At 54.4% G+C, this 26,135-nt stretch carries 22 protein-coding genes; 13 read left to right on the top strand and 9 right to left on the bottom strand.

The annotated features are described in order from the left end of the window. Nucleotides 1-85: 85 nt before the first annotated feature. Nucleotides 86-349 carry a peroxide/acid stress response protein YhcN gene (gene yhcN, locus LH86_RS03005; RefSeq protein WP_008454886.1) on the bottom strand — a complete coding sequence of 88 codons (264 nt, stop codon included), beginning with the start codon at nt 347-349 and terminating at the stop codon, nt 86-88. A gap of 369 nt (nt 350-718) precedes the next feature. Beyond that, nucleotides 719-1,189, bottom strand: coding sequence for a transcriptional regulator ArgR (gene argR / locus LH86_RS03000; protein ID WP_008454885.1), 471 nt, complete (start codon nt 1,187-1,189; stop codon nt 719-721). Nucleotides 1,190-1,677: 488 nt separating this feature from the next. Between argR and mdh the strand changes: the two genes are divergently transcribed. Then, nucleotides 1,678-2,613 carry a malate dehydrogenase gene (mdh, locus tag LH86_RS02995; RefSeq protein ID WP_039298218.1) on the top strand — a complete coding sequence of 312 codons (936 nt, stop codon included), beginning with the start codon at nt 1,678-1,680 and terminating at the stop codon, nt 2,611-2,613. Nucleotides 2,614-2,670: 57 nt separating this feature from the next. Here the strand turns inward: mdh and degS are convergent, their stop codons facing one another. From degS to zapG, 3 genes are all read right to left on the bottom strand, one after another. Continuing rightward, complete coding sequence (degS, locus tag LH86_RS02990; RefSeq protein WP_039298217.1) at nt 2,671-3,738, bottom strand: outer membrane-stress sensor serine endopeptidase DegS; 1,068 nt, start codon at nt 3,736-3,738, stop codon at nt 2,671-2,673. 88 nt (nt 3,739-3,826) lie between these two features. Further along, nucleotides 3,827-5,197 (bottom strand): serine endoprotease DegQ, encoded by a 1,371-nt coding sequence (gene degQ / locus LH86_RS02985; protein ID WP_039298215.1) that lies wholly within the window; start codon nt 5,195-5,197, stop codon nt 3,827-3,829. Nucleotides 5,198-5,371: 174 nt separating this feature from the next. Then, on the bottom strand, nt 5,372-5,770 hold the full coding sequence (gene zapG / locus LH86_RS02980) for a Z-ring associated protein ZapG (RefSeq protein ID WP_008454880.1): 399 nt from the start codon (nt 5,768-5,770) through the stop codon (nt 5,372-5,374). A gap of 176 nt (nt 5,771-5,946) precedes the next feature. On the opposite strand from zapG, the gene zapE reads away from it, so the two are divergent. From zapE to sspB, 5 genes are all read left to right on the top strand, one after another. Continuing rightward, the gene (zapE, locus tag LH86_RS02975; RefSeq protein ID WP_039298213.1) at nt 5,947-7,071 is read left to right on the top strand and encodes a cell division protein ZapE; all 1,125 of its coding nucleotides are present in this window, start codon (nt 5,947-5,949) and stop codon (nt 7,069-7,071) included. Nucleotides 7,072-7,298: 227 nt separating this feature from the next. Next, nucleotides 7,299-7,727 (top strand): 50S ribosomal protein L13, encoded by a 429-nt coding sequence (gene rplM, locus LH86_RS02970; RefSeq protein WP_008454874.1) that lies wholly within the window; start codon nt 7,299-7,301, stop codon nt 7,725-7,727. A gap of 15 nt (nt 7,728-7,742) precedes the next feature. Next, the gene (gene rpsI / locus LH86_RS02965; RefSeq protein WP_000829818.1) at nt 7,743-8,135 is read left to right on the top strand and encodes a 30S ribosomal protein S9; all 393 of its coding nucleotides are present in this window, start codon (nt 7,743-7,745) and stop codon (nt 8,133-8,135) included. A gap of 325 nt (nt 8,136-8,460) precedes the next feature. Next, nucleotides 8,461-9,102, top strand: coding sequence for a stringent starvation protein SspA (gene sspA, locus LH86_RS02960; RefSeq protein WP_008454872.1), 642 nt, complete (start codon nt 8,461-8,463; stop codon nt 9,100-9,102). Between the two features lie 3 nt (nt 9,103-9,105). Then, complete coding sequence (sspB, locus tag LH86_RS02955) at nt 9,106-9,609, top strand: ClpXP protease specificity-enhancing factor (protein ID WP_039298211.1); 504 nt, start codon at nt 9,106-9,108, stop codon at nt 9,607-9,609. Between the two features lie 80 nt (nt 9,610-9,689). Here the strand turns inward: sspB and LH86_RS02950 are convergent, their stop codons facing one another. After that, nucleotides 9,690-11,108: a glutamate synthase small subunit gene (locus LH86_RS02950; protein ID WP_039298208.1), complete on the bottom strand. Its 1,419-nt coding sequence runs from the start codon at nt 11,106-11,108 to the stop codon at nt 9,690-9,692. 9 nt (nt 11,109-11,117) lie between these two features. After that, nucleotides 11,118-15,578: a glutamate synthase large subunit gene (gene gltB / locus LH86_RS02945; protein WP_156107005.1), complete on the bottom strand. Its 4,461-nt coding sequence runs from the start codon at nt 15,576-15,578 to the stop codon at nt 11,118-11,120. 679 nt (nt 15,579-16,257) lie between these two features. Here gltB and LH86_RS02940 point away from each other — a divergent pair. The 7 genes from LH86_RS02940 (at nt 16,258) to LH86_RS02910 (ending at nt 24,952) form a co-directional block, all read left to right on the top strand. Then, nucleotides 16,258-17,190 carry a TIGR01212 family radical SAM protein gene (locus LH86_RS02940; RefSeq protein WP_039298206.1) on the top strand — a complete coding sequence of 311 codons (933 nt, stop codon included), beginning with the start codon at nt 16,258-16,260 and terminating at the stop codon, nt 17,188-17,190. A 61-nt stretch (nt 17,191-17,251) separates the two neighbouring features. Continuing rightward, the gene (gene arcB, locus LH86_RS02935) at nt 17,252-19,594 is read left to right on the top strand and encodes an aerobic respiration two-component sensor histidine kinase ArcB (protein ID WP_039298203.1); all 2,343 of its coding nucleotides are present in this window, start codon (nt 17,252-17,254) and stop codon (nt 19,592-19,594) included. 231 nt (nt 19,595-19,825) lie between these two features. Continuing rightward, on the top strand, nt 19,826-20,479 hold the full coding sequence (gene elbB, locus LH86_RS02930) for an isoprenoid biosynthesis glyoxalase ElbB (RefSeq protein ID WP_039298200.1): 654 nt from the start codon (nt 19,826-19,828) through the stop codon (nt 20,477-20,479). Then, a complete protein-coding gene (gene mtgA / locus LH86_RS02925) occupies nt 20,476-21,204 on the top strand; it encodes a monofunctional biosynthetic peptidoglycan transglycosylase (RefSeq protein ID WP_039298197.1) in 729 nt (242 codons plus the stop codon). Before elbB ends, mtgA begins: the two co-directional genes overlap by 4 nt. 66 nt (nt 21,205-21,270) lie before the next feature. After that, complete coding sequence (locus LH86_RS02920) at nt 21,271-22,398, top strand: sugar diacid recognition domain-containing protein (RefSeq protein WP_039298196.1); 1,128 nt, start codon at nt 21,271-21,273, stop codon at nt 22,396-22,398. 138 nt (nt 22,399-22,536) lie between these two features. Next, on the top strand, nt 22,537-23,805 hold the full coding sequence (locus tag LH86_RS02915; protein WP_039298195.1) for a GntP family permease: 1,269 nt from the start codon (nt 22,537-22,539) through the stop codon (nt 23,803-23,805). Between the two features lie 10 nt (nt 23,806-23,815). Then, nucleotides 23,816-24,952, top strand: coding sequence for a glycerate kinase (locus LH86_RS02910; protein WP_039298194.1), 1,137 nt, complete (start codon nt 23,816-23,818; stop codon nt 24,950-24,952). A gap of 17 nt (nt 24,953-24,969) precedes the next feature. Here LH86_RS02910 and npr read toward each other — a convergent pair whose 3' ends face one another. Then, nucleotides 24,970-25,242 (bottom strand): PTS phosphocarrier protein NPr, encoded by a 273-nt coding sequence (gene npr, locus LH86_RS02905; protein WP_008454837.1) that lies wholly within the window; start codon nt 25,240-25,242, stop codon nt 24,970-24,972. Beyond that, entirely contained in the window at nt 25,239-26,093 is an 855-nt protein-coding gene (gene rapZ, locus LH86_RS02900) for an RNase adapter RapZ (protein WP_008454836.1), read from the bottom strand. The genes npr and rapZ overlap by 4 nt, the downstream gene beginning before the upstream one ends. Between the last annotated feature and the right edge of the window lie 42 nt (nt 26,094-26,135).

Below are 26,135 nucleotides of genomic sequence, written 5' to 3'. Positions count from 1 at the left end.
GCTTAATCGCGATTTTTCTACTTAGGGCCGCCGAGGCTTAACGTTTCTACTCAACTCTATTCAACTGGCTTATGGCTAAGAACGCTTATTTGTACAGTTCTGCCGTTGCGTGCCAGTGTCCACCGGTTCGGGCTTCGATCACGCGATAAGCGGAAGCGCCGTTTTGCTCAGCTTTCTGGTTCAGCATTTCGTGCATATCCATTGGAGAACTGCCGATGTCATCCACGGAAACGGTACCCAGTGACTGGCGATTCTGCGCTTGCTGAGCGTCGATAGAGTCAGCGGCGAAAACGCCGAATGACAGAGCTGAGAGCAGGCTGGCGGTAACTAAAGTGGCTTTCATGTTCATGGTTTTTTCCTCGTCGTATTCTTTTGGTTGGGTCATCGTTCTGTGACCCTCATCACGAAATTAAGTATACACTAGTTACGGAAAAAATTAATACCCTGCTAATTGTTGCCTATGCAACTTTAAATTAACGGAATGATTTTTTATTCCTGATAGTTATTAAAAAGACGTTTTTATCACGCCATTTTTGTTAAATATAAGTAAAATCATAGATATGGGTGAATTTAACTATTTGTGCGGTAACACACAGAACAATGCCCTGTGAAATAGTATTGAAGCAATTCCATACGCTGGATTGAGGTTTATTTACGGAAGATTACCAACTGAGAGGCCCGCCGCGTCATGACGGCGGGCTGAGAAGAGGGGGAGTGATTACAGCTCTTGTTCGAACAGCACCAGGATGGCTTCGTACAGCTCTTTCACCGTGAAGTTGTTGGCCGGCGTGGTGAAAATAGTGTCGTCCCCGGCAATGGTGCCCAGAATACCTTCCGCTTTTCCCAGTGAGTCCAGCAGGCGAGCAATGAGCTGTGCGGCGCCAGGGCTGGTATGGATCACTACGACGGCGTCGTTATAGTCGATATCCAGAACCAGGTTTTTTAGCGGACTGGAGGTCGTCGGGACGCCCAGCTCGGCAGGCAGGCAGTAGACCATTTCCATTTTTGCATTACGCGTTCTTACTGCGCCGAATTTGGTCAGCATGCGGGACACTTTGGATTGGTTGATGTTTTCGAAGCCGTCGTTTTGTAACGCCTGAACTATCTCGCCCTGTGAGCTGAATTTCTCTTCTTTAAGTAATGCTTTGAAAGCCTTTACTAATTCTTCTTGTTTTGAGGAGTTACGCATAAATAACCTATCCTGGGTAAAAGAGATAACATTATTATGCATTTAAATGAATTTTTATGCAAATTGTTCATCTTCCTTCAGGTGCCTGATTATACGGCGCCCTGAATAGAGTGGGAGAATCATCCGGCAAAGAGCAGCCTGAAATAATGTTATGAAAGCGGGCGATTTTATCAAATTTCGTTATCGGCGAACATGCCTGTGTCACGACTCGCAAATAAGCCTCAAAGTAAATTAAATGTTATCAAAATGATGTTGTTTTGGTGTGCGTGGAGGGGTAATGTAACCGCCGTTGATGTAACCACATCAGGTCGTGACCGGGCGCTATGGCGTCGTTCCTCCCGGCGAGTAAATGCAGCAGCAACGCGGTCGGTGATTGCTTTATATCGCAATCTGGCGGCGGGAAGATTGTAATTATCTCCTCTCTGGATTATGGTCGCCACCGCATGGAGTTACGGCACGATTTTGCTAACCATAATAAGGAGTTTAGGATGAAAGTTGCAGTCCTCGGCGCAGCTGGCGGTATCGGCCAGGCGCTTGCCCTTCTACTTAAGACCCAACTGCCTTCAGGCTCAGAACTCTCTCTGTATGACATTGCGCCAGTAACCCCAGGGGTTGCGGTGGATCTGAGTCATATCCCGACTGACGTGAAAATCAAAGGTTTCTCCGGCGAAGATGCTACCCCTGCGCTGGTGGGTGCAGATGTGGTGCTGATCTCCGCAGGTGTTGCACGTAAACCAGGTATGGATCGCTCCGACCTGTTCAACGTGAACGCGGGCATCGTGAAAAACCTGATCGAGCAAGTGGCGAAAACCGCCCCTAAAGCCTGCATCGGTATTATTACCAACCCGGTGAACACCACCGTGGCGATTGCCGCAGAAGTGCTGAAAAAAGCGGGTGTTTACGATAAGAACAAACTGTTCGGCGTCACTACGCTGGATATCATCCGCTCCAACACCTTTGTTGCCGAGCTGAAAGGCAAGCAGCCAACGGATATTGAAGTGCCGGTGATTGGCGGCCACTCTGGCGTGACCATTCTGCCTCTGCTGTCCCAGATCCCTGGCGTGAGCTTCACCGAGCAGGAAGTGGCTGACCTGACCAAACGTATCCAGAACGCGGGTACTGAAGTGGTTGAAGCCAAAGCCGGTGGCGGGTCTGCAACGCTGTCTATGGGCCAGGCTGCCGCTCGTTTTGGTCTGTCTCTGGTTCGCGCGCTGCAGGGCGAAAGCAACGTTGTGGAATGCGCTTACGTTGAAGGTGACGGCGAGCACGCACGTTTCTTCTCTCAGCCGCTGCTGCTGGGTAAAAACGGTATCGTTGAGCGTAAAGCTATCGGCACCCTCAGCGCGTTTGAGAAAAATGCGATGGAAGGCATGCTGGATACCCTGAAGAAAGATATCCAACTGGGCGAAGAATTCGTTAAGTAATCGACGCCTGGATAAAAAAAACCGGAACTCAGGTTCCGGTTTTTTTATGTCTGCCGTTTAGCTTCCGGCGGGATATTCCTGCACGGTGACCTGCAGCGTGAGTTTCTTATCTTCACGCATGACTTCGACCGGAATCACCGAGCCCGGGCGAATTTCTGCCACCTGATCCATGGTTTCCAGCGCCGAGATGGCCGGCTTGTGGTTCACCGAGATAATCACGTCGTTAACCTGAATACCAGCCTGAGCTGCCGGGCCGTCCGGGGATACTGCATTCACGATAATCCCTTGCAGCTGATCGATACCGGTGGATGGGCCGTGCAGCGGGGTGATCTCTCTGCCGCCAATGCCGATATAGCCACGAATAACCCGGCCATCGCGGATAAGCTTATCCATTATCTTGGTCGCAAGCTGGGTCGGTATCGCAAAACCAATCCCTTCCGGCGTTTCGCCGTCATTGCTCTTGTCAAACGACAGGGTGTTGATGCCCATCAGTTCTCCGAGGGAATTGACCAGCGCCCCGCCGGAGTTACCGCGGTTAATCGAGGCGTCAGTTTGCAGGAATGACTGTCGGCCCGAAGGACTCAGGCCGATGCGCCCGGTCGCGCTGATAATGCCCTGTGTGACCGTTTGCCCCAGGTTATAAGGGTTACCGATGGCCATGACCACGTCGCCAATATGCGGCTGGCGCTTGCCGTTAATAGGAATGATCGGCAGGTTGGTGGCGTTGATTTTTAACACCGCAAGGTCGGTCAGGCTATCGGAACCAATAAGCAATGCTTCAAACACTCGCCCGTCCTGGAGCGCCACGATAATCTGCTCGGCATCGTTGATCACGTGCTTGTTGGTGATGATGTAGCCGCGTCCGTCCATGATAACGCCGGAGCCTAGCGTCTTGATTTGAAGCTGGTTTTGGCCGTTATTGCCTACACTGCGGTTGTACACGTTCACCACCGCCGGAGCAGCGCGGCGCACCGCCGGATTAAAGCTCATCGGTGTTTCGTCTGTGCTGTCATATGGCGCAGGCACAAGTGGGCCAACGGCTTTGCGTAACGACGGCATCGCGAGCAGCAGTAGCCCCGCAACAATCAGCCCAATGACTACCGAACGTAAGATCTTTAGAAACATGAGTTTGAGTTAATGAGTGAGAGATCGACCGCAGAATAGCACGAGTTGAACGGACATCGTACAGACGATGTCCGTTTCTCTGCTCCGGTTAACGCAACAGCAGATAGAGGCTCTGATCCCCACGGACCACATGCAGCGCAATGACCGCAGGCTTGGTTTCCAGCACTTTGCGCATTTCGGCGATGGTATGAATCCGCTCACGGTTAATGCCGACGATGATATCGTCTTTGTGCAGACCAACCTGCGCCGCAGGCGTGCCTTTATCCACGTTATCCAGACGAATACCTTTGCCGCCGTCCTTTAGCTGCCCATCGCTTAACGTGGCCCCTTGCAGTGCTGGCAGGATCATCTCAGCGCTGGCGGAAGAGGCAGTGCTCTTGTCCAGCGTCACGCTCACTTCCAGCGGTTTACCGTCGCGCAGTAAGCCCAGTTTCACCACCGTACCCGGCTCGGTTGTGGCGATTTTCGCTCGTAGCTCGGCGAAACTGCTCAGCGGGTTACCGTTCAGGCTGGTGATGATATCCCCGGCTTTAACGCCCGCTTTTGCCGACCCTGATTGAGGCAGAACTTCACTGACAAAGGCACCGCGCTGGGTGGAAAGATTAAATGCTTTGGCGATGTCGGCGTTCATCTCCATGCCTTTGATACCCAACAGGCCACGTTTGATTTCACCAAATTCCATCAGCTGTTTGGCGAGGGTTTGGGCCATATTGCTTGGGATAGCAAAACCAATCCCTACGCTGCCGCCTGCGGGAGCAAGAATCGCTGTGTTGATACCAATCAGCTCGCCGTTCAGGTTGAGCAGCGCGCCGCCGGAGTTACCACGGTTGATTGAGGCATCGGTCTGAATAAAGTTTTCCAGGCCTTCAAGGTTAAGGCCGCTGCGGCCCAGTGCGGAAACGATGCCGGAAGTCGCGGTTTGACCCAGGCCAAAGGGGTTACCCACCGCAACTGCAAAATCACCCACTTTGAGCTTGTCAGAGTCGGCCACTTTGATTTCGGTAAGCCCGGTCGCGTTTTGCAACTGAAGTAGCGCGATGTCGCTCTGATCGTCCCCGCCAATCAGCTTGGCATCAAATTCACGTCCGTCATTCAGCTGCACGCTGATTTTTTGCGCCTGATTGATCACATGGTTGTTGGTCAGGACATAGCCTTTCGCGGCGTTGATGATGACGCCGGAACCTAAGCCTTCAAACTGCTGCGGCGTGTCGGAGGGGGCGTCATCGCCGTAGAATTTTTTGAACTCTTCCGGCACTTTCTGGCTGGAAGCGGAGGCGGTGCCTTCAACCTGAACGCTGACGACCGCCGGTAATACTTTTTCCAGCATCGGCGCCAGGCTTGGCAAAGCCGGCTGGCCTGGAACCTGGGAAGGCAGTGACGCGCTTGCCAGAGGGGATACGCCGAGCGTCAGAGCGACGCTTAACGCTAATGCACTCAACAGCCGTGTTTGTTTCTTCATTGGATGCTGGCTCTCGTCACCTGGAAAAAGGAATGCCCACTCACGCAATGGATGTTATTGAAATATCAATCGACTCACAATCGCGTAATAAGAAAGCACAAGACAATTAAATGATAGCTGGATCAGGAAAGGATGGGGCACCTGAACTGTGCCCCGGAAAAGCTAAAATAGGGATTAATCGCGTTTTGCACCGGCGCGAAGCAGGCCGGAAGCACCGTCTGAATAATCACGCGGCATCTGAACCGGCGCCTGATCGTTCCCGGCTTCAGACTCGGCAAGACGGTTACGGAACGGATTGGCTTCCGCGGTCATCTCCGGCAGCAGGCTGCTGGAGCTTTTAGCCATGTGCTGATAAAGCTGGCGATAATCGTGCGCCATGTTATCCAGCAGCTCGGCGCTGCGGGCAAAATGGCTGACTAACTCTTCGCGGTACTCTTCAAGCTCCGCTTTGTTTTTTTCCAGCTCATACTGCAGAGCTTGCTGTTGGCGCAGCTTACGGTTGCCGAAACGCATGGCTACGGCGCCGATAATAAGGCCCACTACTAACCCAATAAGCGCATATTCCCAAGTCATGAACTTCTCCCGTTATCTTGTGATTCCGTAGGGTAATGTAGCCACTATAACCGTTAACCTAAGAGAAGTGGAATCCTGACGCAGCATCGCTTAGGGTAGAACGGCCTTTTTTTGGACAACCGGTTCGAAAAAGGCAGTGAACGGCTATCCGATTATAAAGGGAAGATAATAATACCATGCAAAATCTCTCTCCTGCATCGCGCTACCAGCAGGCCCTGGCAGAAGGCAGTTTTCAACCTGATGATGTGCAACGCGAAGCGATTATGCGCCTGGACGCTATCTGGCAAGCATTATCCGTTGCACCAACGCCTGCGCCTTCCGGTGGGTTGCTGACTAAGTTCGGCAAGCTGTTCGGTAAAAAAGAGGTTCAGGCCGGGCAGGAGCCCGCCCGGGGTTTGTATATGTGGGGAGGCGTGGGCCGAGGTAAAACCTGGCTGATGGATATGTTTTTTCAGAGTTTGCCGGGAGAGCGCAAACTCAGGCTGCACTTTCACCGCTTTATGCTTCGGGTTCACGAAGAGCTGGCGCAGCAGCAGGGCCACACCGATCCGCTGGAAATTATTGCTGACGGCTTTAAGGCTGAAACGGATGTGCTGTGCTTCGACGAATTTTTTGTCTCTGATATCACCGATGCGATGCTGCTGGGTACATTAATGAAAGCGCTTTTTGCGCGGGGCATCACGCTGGTGGCCACGTCGAACATCCCGCCGGATGATTTGTACCGCAATGGGCTGCAGCGCGCGCGGTTCTTACCCGCCATCGAAGCAATTAAACGCTATTGCGACGTGATGAACGTGGATGCCGGGATTGATTACCGCCTGAGAACGCTGACTCAGGCGCACCTTTGGCTGTCACCGCTGAATGCAGACTCCGCGCTGCAAATGGAAAAGCTTTATGTCGCTCTGGCCGGGGCAAAGCGCGAAGGGGCGCCGGTACTGGAAATCAACCATCGGCCAATGGTGACGATGGGGGCTACGAACCAGACGCTGGCTATCGATTTCAGCACGCTATGCGTGGACGCGCGCAGCCAACATGATTACATCGCGCTTTCGCGCCAGTTCCACACCGTCCTGCTGTTTAATGTAACGGTGATGACAACGTTGATGGAGAGTGAGGCACGCCGTTTTATCGCTATGGTGGACGAATTCTATGAGCGCCATGTCAAGCTGGTTGTGTCCGCTGAGACCGAGCTATTCAATATTTATCAAGGGGAAAGGCTTAAGTTTGAGTTCCAGCGCTGTCTTTCCAGGCTGCAGGAAATGCAAAGTGAAGAGTATTTGCGCCAGCCTCATCTGCCGTGACGATGAATATGTGATATCAACGACAAATTGTGGTCGATCTTTGAGGTCGACTTCTCTATAATCTTGCGACCCCACGTTACAACCAAAGTTTTTTTCCCAAAACTTTTGTCGTGCCGGCATAGGCTATTCGAAGGGGTAGGTTTGCTGGACAATGTCGCGTGAACCTCGACTGATTTTAAACGTTTGGGTGTTCACCAACGTGTAACTATATATTGGGTAAGCTTTTAATGAAAACTTTTACAGCTAAACCAGAAACTGTACAGCGCGACTGGTATGTCGTTGATGCTGAAGGTAAGACCTTAGGTCGTCTGGCTACTGAACTGGCTCGCCGTCTGCGCGGTAAGCACAAAGCGGAATACACTCCGCACGTTGATACTGGTGATTACATCATCGTCCTGAACGCTGACAAAGTTGCTGTAACTGGCAACAAGCGTACTGACAAAGTGTACTACCACCACACCGGCCACATCGGTGGTATCAAACAAGCGACCTTTGAAGAGATGATTGCCCGCCGTCCTGAGCGTGTGATTGAAATCGCGGTTAAAGGCATGCTGCCAAAGGGCCCGCTGGGTCGTGCAATGTTCCGTAAACTGAAAGTTTACGCGGGCACCGAGCACAACCACGCGGCACAGCAACCGCAAGTTCTGGACATTTAATCGGGATTATAGGCAATGGCTGAAAATCAATACTACGGCACTGGTCGCCGCAAAAGTTCCGCAGCTCGCGTGTTTATCAAACCGGGCAACGGCAAAATCGTTATCAACCAACGTTCTCTGGAACAGTACTTCGGTCGTGAAACTGCCCGCATGGTAGTTCGTCAGCCGCTGGAACTGGTCGACATGGTTGAGAAACTGGATCTGTACATCACCGTTAAAGGTGGTGGTATCTCTGGTCAGGCTGGTGCGATCCGTCACGGTATCACCCGCGCTCTGATGGAGTACGATGAGTCCCTGCGTTCCGAGCTGCGTAAAGCTGGCTTCGTTACCCGTGATGCTCGTCAGGTTGAACGTAAGAAAGTCGGTCTGCGTAAAGCACGTCGTCGTCCTCAGTTCTCCAAACGTTAATTGTTCTCTGCCTGTTCAGGCAGCAAGACAGTTGGCAAAAAGCCCGGTCCTGGTACCGGGTTTTTTTATGCCTGTAATTTATATTATTGCGTCTAACATTTTGAAATGATTTGCCTTTCAGGCAAATTCATTATACGACCACCACAAAACCAGTAAAATCTGGTAAACTATCATCCAATTTTCTGCCCAAATGTCGGCATCCGGTTGTTTTCGCCCCTTAAAGAGCGTCAGCGATGTTTTGGCGAAGCATTGGGTAATAAACGGTCAGGTTAGTCGCCGCTTGCGGCTATTAGCAGTAATTTTCTGGATAAACTTGGAGGTTTTCATGGCTGTCGCTGCCAACAAACGTTCGGTGATGACGCTGTTTTCCGGTCCTACTGACATCTACAGTCACCAGGTACGTATCGTCCTGGCTGAGAAAGGTGTTAGCGTTGAAATTGAGCATGTGGAAACGGATAACCTGCCTCAGGATCTGATTGACCTCAACCCCAATCACAGCGTACCGACCCTGGTTGACCGCGAGCTGACGCTGTGGGAATCCCGCATCATCATGGAATACCTTGATGAGCGTTTCCCGCACCCGCCTTTGATGCCGGTTTATCCGGTTGCGCGTGGTGAAAGCCGTCTGTACATGCACCGCATTGAGAAAGACTGGTATTCCCTGATGAACGTGGTGATGAACGGCTCAGCGCAGGAAGCGGAAGCCGCTCGTAAGCAGCTGCGTGAAGAGTTGTTGAGCATCGCCCCAGTCTTTACCCAGAAGCCTTTCTTCCTGAGCGACGAGTTCAGCCTGGTCGACTGCTATCTGGCTCCGCTGCTGTGGCGCTTGCCGCAGATGGGCATTGAGCTGACAGGCGCGGGCTCCAAAGAGATGAAAGGGTACATGACCCGCGTCTTCGAGCGTGACTCCTTCCTGGCCTCTTTGACCGAACCTGAGCGCGAAATGCGTCTGCAGACCCGAGGCTAATTGATGGATATGTCGCAGCTGTCGCCGCGCCGTCCTTATCTGCTGCGGGCCTTTTATGAGTGGCTGCTGGATAACCAGCTCACGCCGCACCTGGTGGTGGATATCACACTGCCGGGCGTACAGGTTCCGATGGAGTATGCGCGTGACGGGCAAATTGTGCTTAACATCGCACCGCGTGCCGTAGGGAATCTGGAGCTGGCCAATGACGAAGTGCGCTTTAACGCGCGTTTCGGCGGCGTGCCTCGCCAGGTTAACGTCCCTATGGCTGCCGTGCTGGCTATTTATGCACGTGAAAATGGCGCGGGCACTATGTTTGAGCCGGAAGTGGGCTATGATGAAGACGCTGAAAGCCACAACGATGACCAGCCAGTCATCGGTGAGGCAGAAACAGTTATGCAGGTTATTGATGGCGATCGCCCGGATCACGGCGATGATGACAATAACCCGGATGACGATCCGCCGCCGCCGCCTCGCGGTGGTCGCCCCGCACTGCGCGTGGTGAAATAACAAAAAGCCAGTCGTAAGACTGGCTTTTTTTATGGAGGATTCGGCGTAACCTGGCAGCCGGAGCCGCCAGATTTTAACGCTTATACTTCGAGGAAGTTCAGGATCCCGTCTGCGGCTTTACGCCCTTCAGCAATAGCCGTTACCACCAGATCGGAACCGCGAACCGCATCGCCACCGGCGAAGATTTTCGGGTTGCTGGTCTGGAAAGCGTTCTCGCTAGCTTCTGGCGCGAGAATGCGCCCCTGGCTGTCCAGCTCAACGCTGTGCTGCTCCAGCCACGTCATGCTGTGAGGGCGGAAACCGAAGGCCATTACCACCGCATCGGCAGGCAGTACGTGCTCGGATCCGGCGACGATTTCCGGGCGACGACGGCCATTAGCATCCGGCGCACCCAGCTCTGTACGAGCCACTTTCACACCGCACACCCGGCCATTCGCGTTAATTTCCACGCCCAGCGGCTGCAGGTTGAACTGGAACTCCACGCCTTCTTCGCGCGCGTTTTTCACTTCGCGTTTAGAGCCCGGCATGTTTTCTTCGTCACGACGGTAGGCACAGGTCACGTGGGTTGCACCCTGGCGCACTGAAGTACGCACACAGTCCATAGCGGTGTCCCCACCGCCCAGCACGACAACACGTTTGCCTTCCATGCTGACATACGGCTCTTCAGCTGTTTCGCTGAAGCCCATGATCTGCTTGGTATTGGCAATGAGGAACGGCAGGGCGTCATACACGCCAGGCGCGTCTTCATTTTCGAGGCCACCGCGCATGGACTGATAGGTGCCGACGCCCAGGAACACGGAATCGTATTCGCTAAGCAGTTCGTCCATCTGCACGTCGCGGCCCACTTCGGTATTGAGTTTGAATTCAATTCCCATCCCGCTGAAGATTTCGCGACGCTTGGTCATTACCTCTTTTTCCAGCTTAAAGGCTGGAATGCCGAAGGTCAGCAGACCGCCGATTTCAGGGTGTCGGTCATAAACCACCGCCTTCACGCCGTTACGCGCCAGAACATCGGCACAGGCAAGCCCGGCAGGGCCTGCGCCGATAATAGCCACGCGCTTACCGGTTTGCTTCACGCCGGTCAGATCCGGCTTCCAGCCCATCTCAATCGCTTTATCGTTGATATAGCGCTCGATATTGCCGATGGTCACCGCCCCGAACTCGTCGTTCAGGGTGCAGGAACCTTCGCAAAGGCGGTCCTGCGGGCAAACGCGGCCACAGACTTCCGGCAGACTGTTGGTCTGGTGAGACAGCTCGGCTGCCTCAATAATGCGTCCCTCATTGGCCAGCTTCAGCCAGTTTGGAATGTAGTTGTGAACCGGGCACTTCCACTCGCAGTACGGGTTGCCGCAGGAGAGGCAGCGGTCGGCCTGCGCCTTGGCCTGCCCCTCAGAGAACGGCTCGTAGATTTCCACAAATTCAATTTTGCGGATCTTCAGCGGCTTCTTCGGCGGATCAACGCGCTGCAAGTCGATAAATTGATAAACGTTTTGACTCATCGTGACCTCTTACTGCGCCTGCACCCGCAGCTCAGCTGCGGAACGACTGCGGTGACCCAACAATGCTTTGACATCACTGGACTTCGGTTTAACCAGGGTAAATTTCGAGGCGAATGCCGGCCAGTTGGCCAGGATCTCTTCGCCGCGCTGGGAGCCGGTCAGCTGAACGTGTTCGGTGATCATGCCGCGCAGGTGCTCTTCATGAATCGCCAGCTCTTCCACATTCAGTAATTCAACCAGTTCCGGGTTCACGCGTTTGCGGAATTCACCGTCTTCGTCCAATACGTAGGCGAAACCGCCCGTCATACCAGCCCCGAAGTTAACCCCCGTTTTGCCCAGAATACAGACGATACCGCCGGTCATGTATTCACAGCCGTTATCGCCGATGCCTTCAACTACGGTAATCGCACCGGAGTTACGCACCGCGAAACGCTCGCCGGCACGGCCTGCGGCATACATCTTCCCGCCGGTGGCGCCGTACAGGCAGGTGTTGCCGATAATGGTCGCTTCGTGGCTGCGGAAGGCTGAGCCTACCGGTGGACGCAGAGAAATCAGCCCGCCCGCCATACCTTTACCGACATAGTCGTTGGCATCGCCGGTCAGGTGCAGCTCAACGCCGCCCGCGTTCCAGACGCCGAAGCTCTGGCCTGCGGTGCCGTTAAAGTGCGCCTTGATTGGGTCAGACGCCAGGCCCTGGTCGCCGTGATGCTGGGCGATGTAGCCTGAGAGCGAAGCCCCAATTGAACGGTCGGTGTTGCGGATATCAAACCAGAACGTTTTGCTCTGCTTGTCATCCACATACGCCTGCGCCTGGTTCAGCAGCTGTGCGTTAAGGTCGCCCTTATCGAACGGTGGGTTATGCTCGGTGCAGTACACCGCTTTGCCCGGCATCGGCTCAGCCGTTTTCAGCAGGGCAGACAAATCCAGCTTCTGCTGCTTGGCGGTAAACCCGTCCAGCTCTTTCAGCAGGTCGGTACGGCCAATCAAATCAACCAGACGTTTCACGCCCAGCAGTGCCATCAGTTCGCGGGTTTCGCGGGCGATAAATTCAAAGTAGTTGGTCACTTTGAACGGCAGGCCGTGGTAATGGTTTTTACGCAGTTTGTCATCCTGAGTTGCCACGCCGGTAGCGCAGTTGTTCAGGTGACAAATTCGCAGATATTTACAGCCCAGCGCCACCATTGGCCCGGTACCAAAGCCGAAGCTTTCTGCCCCAAGAATGGCTGCTTTAATGATGTCGAGGCCGGTTTTCAGGCCGCCGTCCACCTGCAGGCGAATCTTATGGCGCAGGCCGTTAGCCACCAGCGCCTGCTGGGTTTCCACCAGGCCAAGCTCCCACGGGCAGCCAGCGTATTTCACGGACGACAGAGGGCTTGCGCCGGTGCCGCCGTCGTAGCCAGCAATAGTAATCAGGTCGGCATAAGCTTTGGCTACGCCCGTCGCGATGGTGCCGACGCCTGGTTCGGAAACCAGCTTCACGGAAATCATCGCCTTCGGGTTAACCTGCTTCAGGTCGAAAATCAGCTGCGCCAGATCCTCGATAGAGTAAATATCGTGATGAGGCGGAGGTGAAATCAGCGTCACGCCCGGCACGGAGTAGCGCAGCTTAGCGATATAAGGCGTCACTTTATCGCCCGGCAGCTGACCGCCTTCGCCCGGCTTCGCGCCTTGCGCAACTTTAATCTGGATAACGTCGGCGTTGACCAGGTAGGCAGGGGTCACCCCGAAGCGGCCGGAAGCCACCTGCTTGATACGGGACACTTTATTGGTGCCGTAGCGTGCCGGATCTTCGCCGCCTTCGCCGGAGTTAGAGTTCCCGCCGATGCTGTTCATCGCTTCAGCCAGGGATTCGTGTGCTTCCGGGCTCAGGGCGCCGATGGACATAGCCGCGGTATCAAAGCGTTTGAACAGCTCGGTCGCTGGCTCAACGTCTTCAATTTTGACGGACTCGTCCTGCGGATTCAGCGCAAGCATATCGCGCAGCGTGGCGACAGGGCGCTCGTTAACCAGCTTCGCGTATTGCTGATAGTCGCTGTATTCGCCGCTCTGCACCGCTTTTTGCAGTGTCTGCACCACGTCCGGGTTATAGGCGTGGTATTCCCCGCCGTGAACGAATTTCAGCTGGCCGCCCTGATCCAACGGCTTACGTACCAGCCAGGCGCGTTTGGACAGGTTCAGCAGGTCCTGCTGGAAGTCACCAAAGCCTGCGCCACCGATGCGGCTGACCGCGCCCTGGAAGCAAAGCTCGGACACTTCTTTATGCAGACCCACTGCTTCGAAAAGCTTAGAGCAACGGTAAGAGGCGATAGTCGAGATGCCCATTTTGGACATGATCTTGTACAGCCCTTTGTTGATGCCGTTGCGGTAGTTCTGCATCACGGTGCGGTAGTTTTTGTCGATAGCGCCGTTGTCGACCAGCTTCGCCAGGGTTTCATAGGCAAGGTACGGGTAGATAGCGGTCGCACCGAAGCCCAGCAGCACGGCGAAGTGGTGCGGATCGCGGGCGCTGGCGGTTTCAACAATGATGTTGGCATCGCAGCGCAGGCTCTTCTCAACGAGGCGAGTCTGGATGGCGCCCACGGCCATTGGAGCCGGAACCGGCAGGCGGTTTTTGGCAATATTACGGTCGGACAGCACCAGTAAGACGGTGCCATTCCGAACCATGCGTTCCGCTTCGTCGCACAGCGCCATCACGGTCTCATGCAGCGACTTCTCGGTCACGTCATAGGTGATGTCTAGCGTATCGGCGCGATAGTGTTCCTCTTCCAGCGTGGTGAGCTGCTGGAAATCAGACCACAGCAGAATCGGCGATTTGAAGCTCAGGCGGTGCGCCTGGCCTTCTGCTTCACAGAAGACGTTCATTTCGCGACCAATGCTGGTGGCCAGGGACATGACGTGGGCTTCACGCAGCGGATCGATTGGCGGGTTGGTCACCTGCGCAAACTGCTGACGGAAATAGTCGTAAATAATGCGTGGCTGGCTGGAAAGCACGGCAAATGGGGTGTCATCGCCCATTGAACCGACGGCTTCCTGGCCATTCTCACCCAGCACGCGGATCACTGAATCCAGCTCTTCGCTGCTGTAGTTAAACTGTTTCTGGTAGCTGGCAAGCGTATCGTCGTCCAGCTCGCGCGAGCCCACTTTTTCATCCGGCAGGTCTTCAAACGGAACCAGGCGGCGAACGTTGTTTTCCATCCACTCTTTATACGGATGGCGGCTTTTCAGCTCGGCATCGGTTTCAGCGGAATGCAGAATGCGCCCGACACGGGTGTCGATAACCATCAGCTCGCCTGGGCCGACGCGGCCTTTCTCAACCACTTCGTCCGGCTGGTAGTCCCAGATCCCGACTTCAGAGGCGCAGGTGATGAGCTTGTCTTTGGTGATCACGTAGCGCGCCGGACGCAGGCCGTTACGGTCCAGGTTGCAGGCGGCGAAACGCCCGTCGGACATCACGATACCGGCCGGGCCATCCCACGGCTCCATATGCATGGAGTTAAAGTCGAAGAAGGCGCGCAGCTCAGGATCCATGTTCGGGTTGTTCTGCCATGCCGGTGGAACCAGCAAACGCATGGCGCGCACAATATCCATCCCGCCCGCCAGCAGCAGCTCAAGCATGTTATCCATGGAACTGGAGTCGGAGCCGGTTTCGTTCACGAACGGTGCGGCATCGTGCAGATCGGGGATCAGCGGCGTCTGGAATTTATAGGTACGAGCGCGCGCCCACTGACGGTTACCGGTGATGGTGTTGATTTCACCGTTGTGAGCCAGGTAGCGGAACGGCTGAGCCAGCGGCCAGCGTGGCACGGTGTTGGTGGAGAAACGCTGGTGGAACAGGCAAATGGCCGATTCCAGGCGCAGGTCCGCCAGGTCCAGGTAGAAGCGCGGCAGGTCAGCCGGCATACACAGACCTTTATAAATGTTCACCAGATTAGACAGACTACAGATGTAGAAGTCTTTATCTTCCTGGATGCGTTTTTCGATACGGCGACGGGCGATAAACAGGCGGCGTTCCATATCACGAGGGCGCCAGCCCGCCGGGGCGTTAACGAAAATTTGTTCAATACGTGGCAGAGAGGAGAGGGCGATTTCACCGAGCACGTCTTTGTTCACCGGCACTTCACGCCAGCCAACAATAGACAGGGTTTCGTTTTGCAGCTCTTCTTCAACAATGCGGCGGCTGGCGCGAGCAAGCGCGTCATCCTGGTTCAAGAAAATCATGCCAACGGCATAGTTCTTGGCCAAACGCCAGTGGCGTTCTTCTGCAACAATGCGGAAGAAACGATCGGGTTTTTGCAGCAGCAGGCCACAACCGTCGCCGGTTTTACCGTCGGCAAGGATGGCACCACGGTGCTGCATACGGGCTAGCGCGTGAATAGCGGTACGCACTACCTTGTGGCTAGGTTCGCCTTCTATGTGGGCGATCAGGCCGAAACCACAGTTATCCTTCTCAAGGGATTTATCGTACAACATATCAGTGAACCTCCCCAGGCTCTACGTTACTCCCAACCGTTTGCGCGTGGACGCAGCAAGGGCATGGCGACGGGGTTTGCGCATCATACGCTTGCCTCGCGTGTCGCCCTCTTAATGTCCAACGCATCCGGTGTCACAAGTGTTGAGGACTTGCTTTAGAGGGAATCTCAATTACTGCATAAATATGATGGGCACAGAACCCATCCAGAAAGCTTCCAGCGGATTTCCAACTTATCGGGAAAGAGCACACAGGTCAAATGGCATTCTTATTTATACGGAATCGTACTAAGAGTGAGTTAATGCTATGAATATAATGGTTTTTTATGCTTTTTTGACTATGGAGGTACGACGATGAGCGTCGAGTGTTATGTGATCGTCCTCACTATCCGAAAGGCCATGAAACTCCAGACCATGCTGGCATGAATGATATTGCCAGCATGATATGCTACTTAACCCCCATGGAGTGCAGCATGACACTGTTTTTCACCGTTCGTCATATTCTTTAAATAAAGGGCAGCGTCATAAGGAAAAGTAATCAAGCACAATGTGAATAGAGTTGCACTTATTTTGACTTTACATGCAATAGGTAAGGCTGCGCCGAAGCGATTGATCCAGGTCATCGCCGGTGCGAGAAGAAAATGGCAGGCTAGGCCCCTTTTTCGGGACGGCCCATCAGATTATGCAGTTACAGAAATTAGTCAATATGTTTGGCGGCGATCTCTCTCGGCGCTATGGGCAAAAAGTCCATAAACTCACGCTGCATGGTGGTTTCAGCTGCCCCAATCGCGACGGCACCATCGGGAGAGGCGGCTGTACTTTTTGCAATGTGGCCTCTTTCGCTGACGAAGCCCAGCAGCACAATTCCATCGCTGAGCAGCTCGCACACCAGGCCAGTCGGGTGAACCGCGCTCAGCGTTATCTGGCCTATTTCCAGGCCTATACCAGCACCTGGGCTGAAGTGCAGGTGTTGCGGTCGATGTACCAGCAGGCGGTGAGCCAGAGCAGCATAGTGGGGCTGTGCGTTGGTACCCGGCCTGACTGCGTGCCCGACAGCGTGCTGGACTTGCTAAGCGATTATCACGCGCAGGGCTATGAGGTATGGCTGGAGCTGGGGTTACAGACGGCGAATGACAAAACCCTGCACCGCATCAACCGTGGGCACGATTTTGCCTGTTATCAGGAAACAACCCGCCGGGCCCGGGCGAGGGGGTTGAAGGTTTGCAGCCATCTGATTGTCGGTTTACCGGGTGAAGGCCAGCAGCAATGTATGGACACGCTGGAAAAAGTGATTGAAACCGGTGTGGACGGCCTGAAGCTGCACCCTTTGCATATCGTTGACGGTAGCATTATGGCCAAAAGCTGGCGAGCCGGACGCCTTGAGGGGATCGGGCTGGATGAGTATGTCGTCACCGCGGGGGAAATGATTCGCCATACGCCACTTGATGTCGTGTTCCATCGCATTTCTGCTAATGCCCGGCGTCCAACCTTGCTTGCCCCTTTATGGTGTGAGAACCGCTGGGCCGCGATGGTGGATATTGACAAGTATTTGCTGGCGCATGGGGCGCAGGGTTCAGCGCTGGGTACGCCGTGGGATCTCTCAGTTCTTTCGTAAATCCTGAGCCCGGTTCCTTTTTGCGGTATATTTAGCGCATCCAAGACGAAGGAATCGTTCCATGAAGCAAATTCGGTTATTGGCGCAGTATTACGTTGATCTTATGGTGAAGCTGGGGCTGGTGCGTTTCTCCCTGCTGCTGGCCTCAGCGCTGGTCGTGTTGGCGATGGTGGTGCAAATGGCCGTCACCATGCTGCTGAGCGGCCAGGTTGAAAGTATCGACGTTGTCCGCTCTATCTTCTTTGGTTTGTTGATTACGCCCTGGGCGGTTTACTTCCTGTCGGTTGTGGTTGAACAGCTTGAGGAGTCCAGGCAGCGGCTGTCGAAGCTGGTGGAAAAGCTGGAGGAGATGCGCGAGCGCGACCTGATTCTTAACGTGCAGCTTAAGGACAATATCGCCCAGCTTAATCAGGAAATCGCCGACCGTGTAAAAGCGGAAGCCGAGCGCCAGACCATGCTGGAGCAGCTTAAAGTTGAAATGCAGGAGCGTGAAGAGACGCAAATCCGGCTTGAGCAGCAATCCTCTTTCCTGCGGTCTTTTCTTGATGCCTCGCCCGATCTGGTCTTCTACCGTAACGAAGACCGGGAGTTTTCCGGCTGCAACCGGGCGATGGAGCTGCTGACCGGCAAGAGCGAGAAACAGCTTATCCACCTCAAGCCGCAGGATGTTTATTCTGCGGAAGCCGCTGAGAAAGTGCTGGAAACGGACGAAAAAGTGTTTCGTCATAATGTGTCTCTGACCTATGAGCAGTGGCTGGATTACCCGGATGGCCGCAAAGCCTGCTTTGAAATTCGTAAAGTGCCTTATTACGACCGCGTCGGTAAACGTCACGGGTTGATGGGCTTTGGCCGCGATATTACCGAGCGTAAGCGTTATCAGGACGCGCTGGAACGTGCGAGCCGGGACAAAACCACCTTTATCTCCACCATCAGCCACGAGCTGCGTACGCCGCTGAACGGCATTGTCGGCCTGAGCCGTATCCTGCTGGATACCGATCTCACCGCCGAGCAGACCAATTACCTCAAAACGATCCACGTGTCCGCCATTACGCTGGGAAACATTTTCAACGATATCATCGATATGGATAAGCTCGAGCGCCGCAAAGTGCAGCTCGATAACCAGCCGGTGGATTTCACCAGCTTCCTTGCCGATCTGGAAAACCTCTCAGGCCTGCAGGCTCAGCAGAAAGGGCTGTCATTTGTGATGGACCCAACGCTGCCGCTGCCGCACAAGGTGGTGACGGACGGGACGCGTCTGCGCCAGATCCTCTGGAATCTGATCAGCAATGCTGTGAAGTTCACGCCGAAAGGGGGATTAGTCACGGTACGCGTTCGTTACGAAGAAGAGAGCTGCCTGCGTTTTGAGGTCCAGGACTCCGGGATTGGCATTCCGGTAGACGAGCAGGACAAAATCTTTGCTATGTACTATCAGGTTAAAGACAGCCACGGCGGCAAGCCTGCGACCGGAACGGGGATTGGACTGGCGGTTTCTCGCCGTCTGGCGAAGAGCATGGGCGGGGATATTACCGTCACCAGCAAGCCGGGTGAAGGCTCGCTGTTCACGCTGACCGTTCAGGCGCCGAGCGTGGCCGAGGAAGTGGAAGACACGCTGGAAGATGACGATATGCCGTTGCCTGCTCTGCATGTGCTGCTGGTGGAGGATATTGAGCTTAACGTCATCGTGGCGCGTTCTGTGCTCGAGAAGCTTGGCAACAGCGTTGATGTAGCCATGACCGGGAAAGATGCGCTGGAGATGTTTATGCCGGGCGAATATGACCTTGTGCTGCTGGATATCCAGTTGCCGGATATGACCGGGCTGGATATTTCCCGCGAGCTGAATAAACGCTTTAGCAAAGAGGAACTGCCGCCGCTGGTGGCGCTCACGGCCAACGTGCTGAAAAACAAGACTGAGTATCTTGAAGCCGGGATGGATGACGTGCTGAGTAAGCCGCTTGCCGTGCCTGCCTTGATGTCGATGATCCAAAAATTCTGGGATAAACAGATAACGGAGAAGGAGCCAGTGGTGACAAAAGTCGATAGTGAAAAACAGCAAGCGTTACTCGATATTCCGATGCTCGAACAATATATCGAACTGGTGGGGCCAAAACTGATTACCGATGGCCTGGCAATGTTTGAAAAAATGATGCCGGGTTATTTGGAGGTGCTCGATTCCAATATGACCGCGCGGGATAACAAAGGCGTGGTGGAAGAGGGGCATAAAATTAAAGGTGCGGCGGGCTCCGTTGGTTTGCGGCATTTGCAGCAGGTTGCCCAGCAAATTCAGTCCCCGGACTTACCTGCGTGGTCCGATAATGTCGGGGAATGGATCGAAGAGCTGAAACAAGAGTGGCAACATGACGTTAGCGTATTAAAAGCGTGGGTTGCGGACGCTGGAAAAAAATGACCCCGGCCAGGCCGGGGTGCGCGAATACTGCGCCAACACCAGGGAAAACAGGGTTGCGCCTTTTTTAGCGTTGAATTATCGAATGGCACAACCAGCAATTCGCGGGCTGTCAGCCATATAAGATAGCAAACCTTATAATATTTGTTACGTGAATCAGTAAAATATGTGAAGCATAGCGATCAAATTAACGTGGCTGATACTGATTCACCCGGAACGAAAAGGAACTGACGGATGAAAAAAATAGGCGTAGTGCTGAGCGGCTGTGGAGTTTACGACGGCAGTGAGATTCATGAGGCCGTATTAACGCTGTTGGCCATTTCTCGTGCTGGTGCGGAAGCCGTTTGCTTCGCGCCGGATAAACCTCAGTCTGACGTGATCGATCATTTAACCGGTCAACCTGCAGCAGAAACTCGTGACGTGCTGGTGGAAGCTGCGCGTATCACTCGCGGCAATATTCAGCCGTTGCGTGAAGCTTTGCCTGAGAACATTGACGCCTTGATTGTGCCCGGCGGTTTTGGCGCGGCTAAAAATCTAAGCACTTTTGCTTCGCAGGGTGCAGATTGTGAGGTGGATGCAGATTTACGCCGCCTGGCTCGCGAATGCCACGAACAGGGCAAGCCGCTCGGTTTTATGTGCATTGCCCCGGCGATGCTGCCAAAGATTCTGGATATGCCTGTGCGTCTGACCATCGGCACCGACATCGATACCGCAGAGCTACTGGAAACCATGGGAGCAGAGCACGTCCCTTGCCCGGTGGATGATATCGTGGTGGACGAAGAACAGAAGGTTGTCACCACCCCCGCTTACATGCTCGCGCAAAATATCGCAGAGGCCGCTGCCGGGATCGACAAGCTGGTTGCCCGTGTGCTGGAACTTAGTGCATGAGTAAAAGGCGTTTCGCGCCGTGGCAGTGGGTTAAACGCTGGCTGCTGAAAGCTGTTCTGGCGGTTTTGGCTGTCTGGTTCATGGGCATCCTGGTTTTCCGCTTTGTCCCGGTGCCGTTTTCCGCAGTGATGGTGGAGCGGCAGTTCAGCGCGTGGTTCAGCGGCAACTTCGGTTACGTTGCCCATTCTGACTGGGTTTCCATGGATGATATTTCGCCGTGTATGGGGCTGGCGGTGATTGCCTCTGAGGATCAAAAATTTCCTGAACACTGGGGCTTTGATACTGATGCCATAGAAAAAGCTCTGGCGCACAACGAGCGTAACGATAACAGGGTTCGAGGCGCGTCGACGCTTTCCCAGCAGACAGCGAAAAATTTGTTCCTGTGGGATGGACGGAGCTGGTTACGTAAAGGACTGGAAGCCGGCCTCACGGTGGGGCTTGAAACCGCGTGGAGCAAGCGACGTATTCTGACGGTGTATCTGAATATTGCCGAATTTGGCGAAGGTGTTTTCGGCGTGGAAGAAGCCTCTCGTCGTTACTTCAACAAGCCAGCCAGCCGCCTGACGCCCGCCGAAGCAGCGCTGCTCGCCGCTGTCCTGCCTAACCCGATTCGTTTTAAGGCAAATGCGCCTTCAGGCTATATTCGCCAGCGCCAGCAGTGGATTTTGCGACAGATGCGTCAGCTGGGCGGGGAGTCATTCCTCGAGCAACACAATTTAAAATAAGCCGCTGCGGCTTTATCACAGCCGCACCCAGCGCACTCCCGACGCCTCCACGACAAGGTAAACGCTATGATTATCTCCTGCCTGAAAGAAGATACCGCCCGGCAAATTGTCCAGCGCACCATGAACATCATCGATCACTCGGTGAATGTGATGAGCGAACAGGGCGTGATTATTGCCTCTGGCGATCCGCGTCGTCTGCATCAGCGTCATGAAGGTGCCGTCCTGGCGCTGACGGAAAACCGGACCGTGATTATTGATGAGGCTTCTGCCCGGCGGCTGAAAGGGGTTAAACCCGGCATTAATTTGCCTATCGTCTTTCGCCAGAAAATCGTTGGCGTCGTAGGTATTTCTGGTGAACCAGAGAAAGTGCAGGCTTATGCCGAACTGGTGAAAATGGCGGCCGAGCTGATCCTTGAGCAGGCGGAAATGCTTGAGCAAAATCAGTGGGAAAAGCGTTATCGGGAGCAACTCGCCACGCAGATTATTTCCGGGCAGCAAAGCCTGGCAGAACTGCGCCCGATGGCCAGCGGCCTCGGTGTAGATCTTGAATTGCGAAGAGTTGCGCTGATGATTCATTTTCCCTCTCGGGATGTTTTGCGTCAGCGGGAGCTGCTGGAGCGGCTCGGCGGTTATGACAGTCAGGCGTTAGTGGCGCCAATTGGCTTTGAACAAATCGCGATGCTACTACCCCTGGGCGGGGGCCGGATCGAGGAGCGGCATGCATTGCTGAAAAAAACGCTGCGCAAACTTCATTCTCAGCTGCTGACGCATTTTGAAGTCACCCTGTCAGTTGGGGGATGTTTCGACGGCGACGATGCGTTACGACGCTCCTGGCTTAGCGCCGTGGCGCTGCAAGAGATGGCTTCACGGCAAAAAATTAGCCGATCGATTTTGTACTATCAGGATCTTTTATTGCCTGTGCTTCTCAACGGACTTTCCGGCAGCTGGCAGGCCGAGGAAATGGGACGAGCATGGAAAACGCTTTGTGAAGCCGATCCTAAAGGCGTGCTTCGCCGCACGCTGCGCTGCTATTTTGAACAGAATTGTGATCTGTCTCAAACGACAAAATTGCTGCATATTCACGTCAATACACTGCGCTATCGACTGAGCAAAATAGAGTCGATAACGTCTTTAGATATTAATAAGTTAGATTCAATTCTTCAGATGTTTATTGGTATGCAGATCAGCGACTGATTTGTAGCAATCTACAAAAAAGCGTTTCTTTCGCCGCCCATTTTTTGGTGTTTTCTCTCAAGCTATTCGCTGCCCGCTCAGGGTAATGTCCCGCCGTACCTTTCGATCTCCCTAAAAAAATCAAAACAGGAGTGATTCATGACCACGGTTTCGGCTCTGGGCGCCCTGGTGGCGTTGGTTGTTTCTATTGTCCTTATTTTACGCAAGGTTCCTCCGGCCTACGGCATGATTGCCGGTGCTCTGGCTGGCGGGTTAGTTGGCGGTGCTGACTTGGTGCAGACGCTTTCGTTGATGATTACCGGGGCGCAAGGGATCACCAATGCGGTACTGCGCATCCTCGGGGCAGGCATACTGGCGGGTGTACTGATTGAGTCGGGGGCAGCCAACACGATTGCCGAAACCATTGTCCGTAAGGTGGGTGAGAAAAGGGCGCTGTTCGCTTTGGCAGTGGCGACCATGTTGCTGACTGCCGTCGGCGTATTTATTGATGTCGCCGTGATTACCGTGTCACCTATCGCCCTGGCGATTGCTCATCGGGCCGATATTTCGAAAATGGCTATTCTGCTGGCGATGATTGGCGGTGGTAAGGCCGGCAACGTTATGTCCCCCAATCCTAATACGATAGCGGCGGCTGACGCTTTCCACGTACCTCTCACCGACTTAATGATGGCTGGCGTCGTGCCGGGTCTGTTTGGTCTCGTACTCGCCTATTTCCTGGCGAAGCGGTTGCAGCATCGCGGCTCCAAAGTCGCCAGCAGTGAACTGATTGCCGGGGAAAAAGAGAAGGCATTGCCCGCGTTTGGCGCGGCAATAGCGGCACCGCTGGTGGCTATCTGCCTGCTTGCACTTCGCCCGATTGCCGGTATTGCGATTGATCCGCTGGTTGCGTTGCCGATAGGCGGCCTGATTGGAGCTATAGTGATGGGGCAGTGGCGGCAGACAAATCATTTTATGGTGTCGGGACTGGCGCGTATGTCTCCGGTGGCGATTATGCTGCTGGGGACCGGGACGCTGGCTGGGATCATCGCCAACTCCGGGTTGAAGGATGTACTGATCAATGGCTTAACGGCCTCCGGCCTGCCTTCCTACCTTCTGGCACCTTTTTCCGGGGCGCTGATGTCAATGGCTACCGCATCAACAACGGCAGGGACGGCGGTGGCTTCTGCGGTGTTTAGCTCAACGCTTGTCGATATGGGGATTTCTGCACTCGCTGGAGCGGCAATGATCCATGCCGGGGCGACGGTGCTTGACCATATGCCGCACGGCAGCTTTTTCCATGCCACCGGGGGCAGCGTGAATATGCAGGTTCATGAACGCTTAAAACTGCTTCCCTATGAAACAGCCGTTGGTTTGGCCATCGCTTTTGTTTCAACCCTGATGTTTGGTGTGTTTAATTTAGCGGGTTAATGAGGTCGCCATGAAAATTGTTATTGCTCCCGATTCTTTCAAAGAGAGCCTGAGCGCGATGCAAGTTGCCGAGGCCATTGAGCAAGGTTTTCGCGAGATTTACCCGAACGCGGAGTATATCAAGCTGCCGATGGCCGACGGAGGAGAAGGCACCGTTGAATCTATGGTTGCCGCGACACAGGGGCAAATCATCCCTGTAACGGTGACTGGCCCGCTGGGGCTGCCCGTCGAGGCTTTCTTTGGCATAACGGGCGACGGTGAAACAGCCATCATTGAAATGGCTGCCGCATCAGGGCTGCATTTGGTGTTGCCCGAAAAACGTAATCCGCTGCTGACCGGCACTTTTGGCACGGGGGAACTTATTCTGGCGGCGCTGGATCGCGGCGCACGTAAAATCATTATTGGTATCGGCGGCAGCGCGACCAATGACGGCGGGGCCGGGATGATGCAGGCGCTGGGCGTCAGGCTTCGTGATGCGCAGGGTAATGAGATTTGTGCAGGCGGTGCTGCCCTGGCCGGGCTTTCAGAGATAGATGTTAGCCAACTGGATGCCCGCCTGGCGCAGTGCGATATTCTGGTGGCCTGTGATGTTGATAATCCGCTGTGCGGTGAACGCGGTGCGTCGGCGATCTTTGGGCCGCAGAAAGGCGCTACGCCTGAACAGGTTACGCAGCTTGATGCCGCACTCAGGCATTATGGTGAACAGCTGGAGTGCATCAGCGGTAAGGACGTGATTACCGTGGCAGGTGCCGGGGCGGCAGGAGGCATGGGGGCATCTTTGTTTAGTTTACTTCATGCCCGCCTGCAGCCTGGTGTGGAAATTGTCACCGAAGCTTTGCGGCTTGCCGAGGCTGTTCAGGGGGCGGATCTGGTGATCACTGGAGAAGGGCGTATAGACAGCCAGACCATTTATGGCAAAACGCCGATAGGCGTGGCGAGAGTGGCTAAGCGTTTTCAGGTGCCAGTTATCGCGCTGGCTGGAGGTATGACGACTGATTACGGCGTAGTCCACCAGCACGGGCTCGACGCCGTTTTCTCGGTGCTTAATCGGGTTCAGACGCTACCGGAGGCGTTGGAAAAGGCGGGCGAGAATATTTGCGTGACGGCGCGTAACGTTGCCGCAGTATGGAAAATAGGGCGCGGGTAGATCCGCGCGCGCAGCGGTTAGTCTTCGTCAAATCCGGCATTGAACAGAGCAATCACTGCCGCCAGGGCTTGCTCTTCTTCCGGGCCAGTCACCTCGATTTCGATGTGGCCTCCTTTGGCGGAGTCCAGCATCAGCAGGGCAATCACGCTGCTGGCTTCAGCTTCGGTGCCTGCTTCGTTTCTCAGCATCACTTCTGCGTCAAAACTTTGTACCAGCTCAAACAGTTTCATCGCCGGGCGCGCGTGCATGCCCAGCTTGTTGGTGATTTCAACGGTCTGCTTTACGCTCATGTTTTACGTTTTTCCAGAGTGCGGTGACGGGACTGGACGTTCTTCCCGCGTGAACGGAAGTAATCGGCCAGCTGCTCTGCAATATAAACCGAACGGTGTTTACCGCCGGTACAGCCAATCGCCACGGTCAGGTAGCTACGGTTGTTGGTTTCCAGCATCGGTAACCATAACTCAAGATAGCTGCGGGTCTGGTAGATAAAATTGTGTACTTCTGTGTGCCTGTCGAGGAAGGCGGCGACCGGGCGATCGAGGCCGGTCATTGGACGCAGTTTTGGATCCCAGTGTGGGTTTGGAAGAAAACGCACGTCGAACACGTAATCGGCGTCAATCGGTATGCCGTGCTTAAAGCCGAAAGACTCGAACACCATGGTGAGTTCGCGTTCACGTTTGCCCAACAGACGAGTACGCAGCATCTCCGCCAGTTCGTGTACCGACATTTCAGAGGTGTCGATGATCAGGTCCGCGCGGGATTTTAGCGGTTCGAGGAGATCGCTTTCTTCGTCAATCGCACTTTCCAAAGAGAGATTTTTGCTGGAAAGCGGATGAAGGCGACGCGTGTCACTGTAGCGGCGAATCAGCGTATTACGATCGGCATCAAGGAACAGTAACTGCGGAGAAAAAGCGTCCGGCAGGCTGTCCATCGCGTGCTCGAAGATTTCTGGCGACTCTGGCATGTTGCGCACGTCGATGCTGACGGCGGCAGAGATTTGCCGATCGGCAAGCGTTTTTGCCAGCTCTGGCAACAGGACAACCGGCAGGTTATCCACGCAATAGAATCCCATATCTTCCAGTGCGCGCAAGGCTACAGACTTCCCTGAACCTGAGCGGCCGCTGACAATCATCAGCACCATGTAATCATTCTCCCGATTTATCTGTCTGAGACATCAAACGCG

The organism is Cedecea neteri, from assembly GCF_000758325.1.
Lineage (GTDB): Bacteria > Pseudomonadota > Gammaproteobacteria > Enterobacterales > Enterobacteriaceae > Cedecea > Cedecea neteri_B.
The sequence above is the reverse complement of the archived record's forward strand: the minus strand, read 5'-3'. Positions and strand labels throughout refer to the sequence as shown.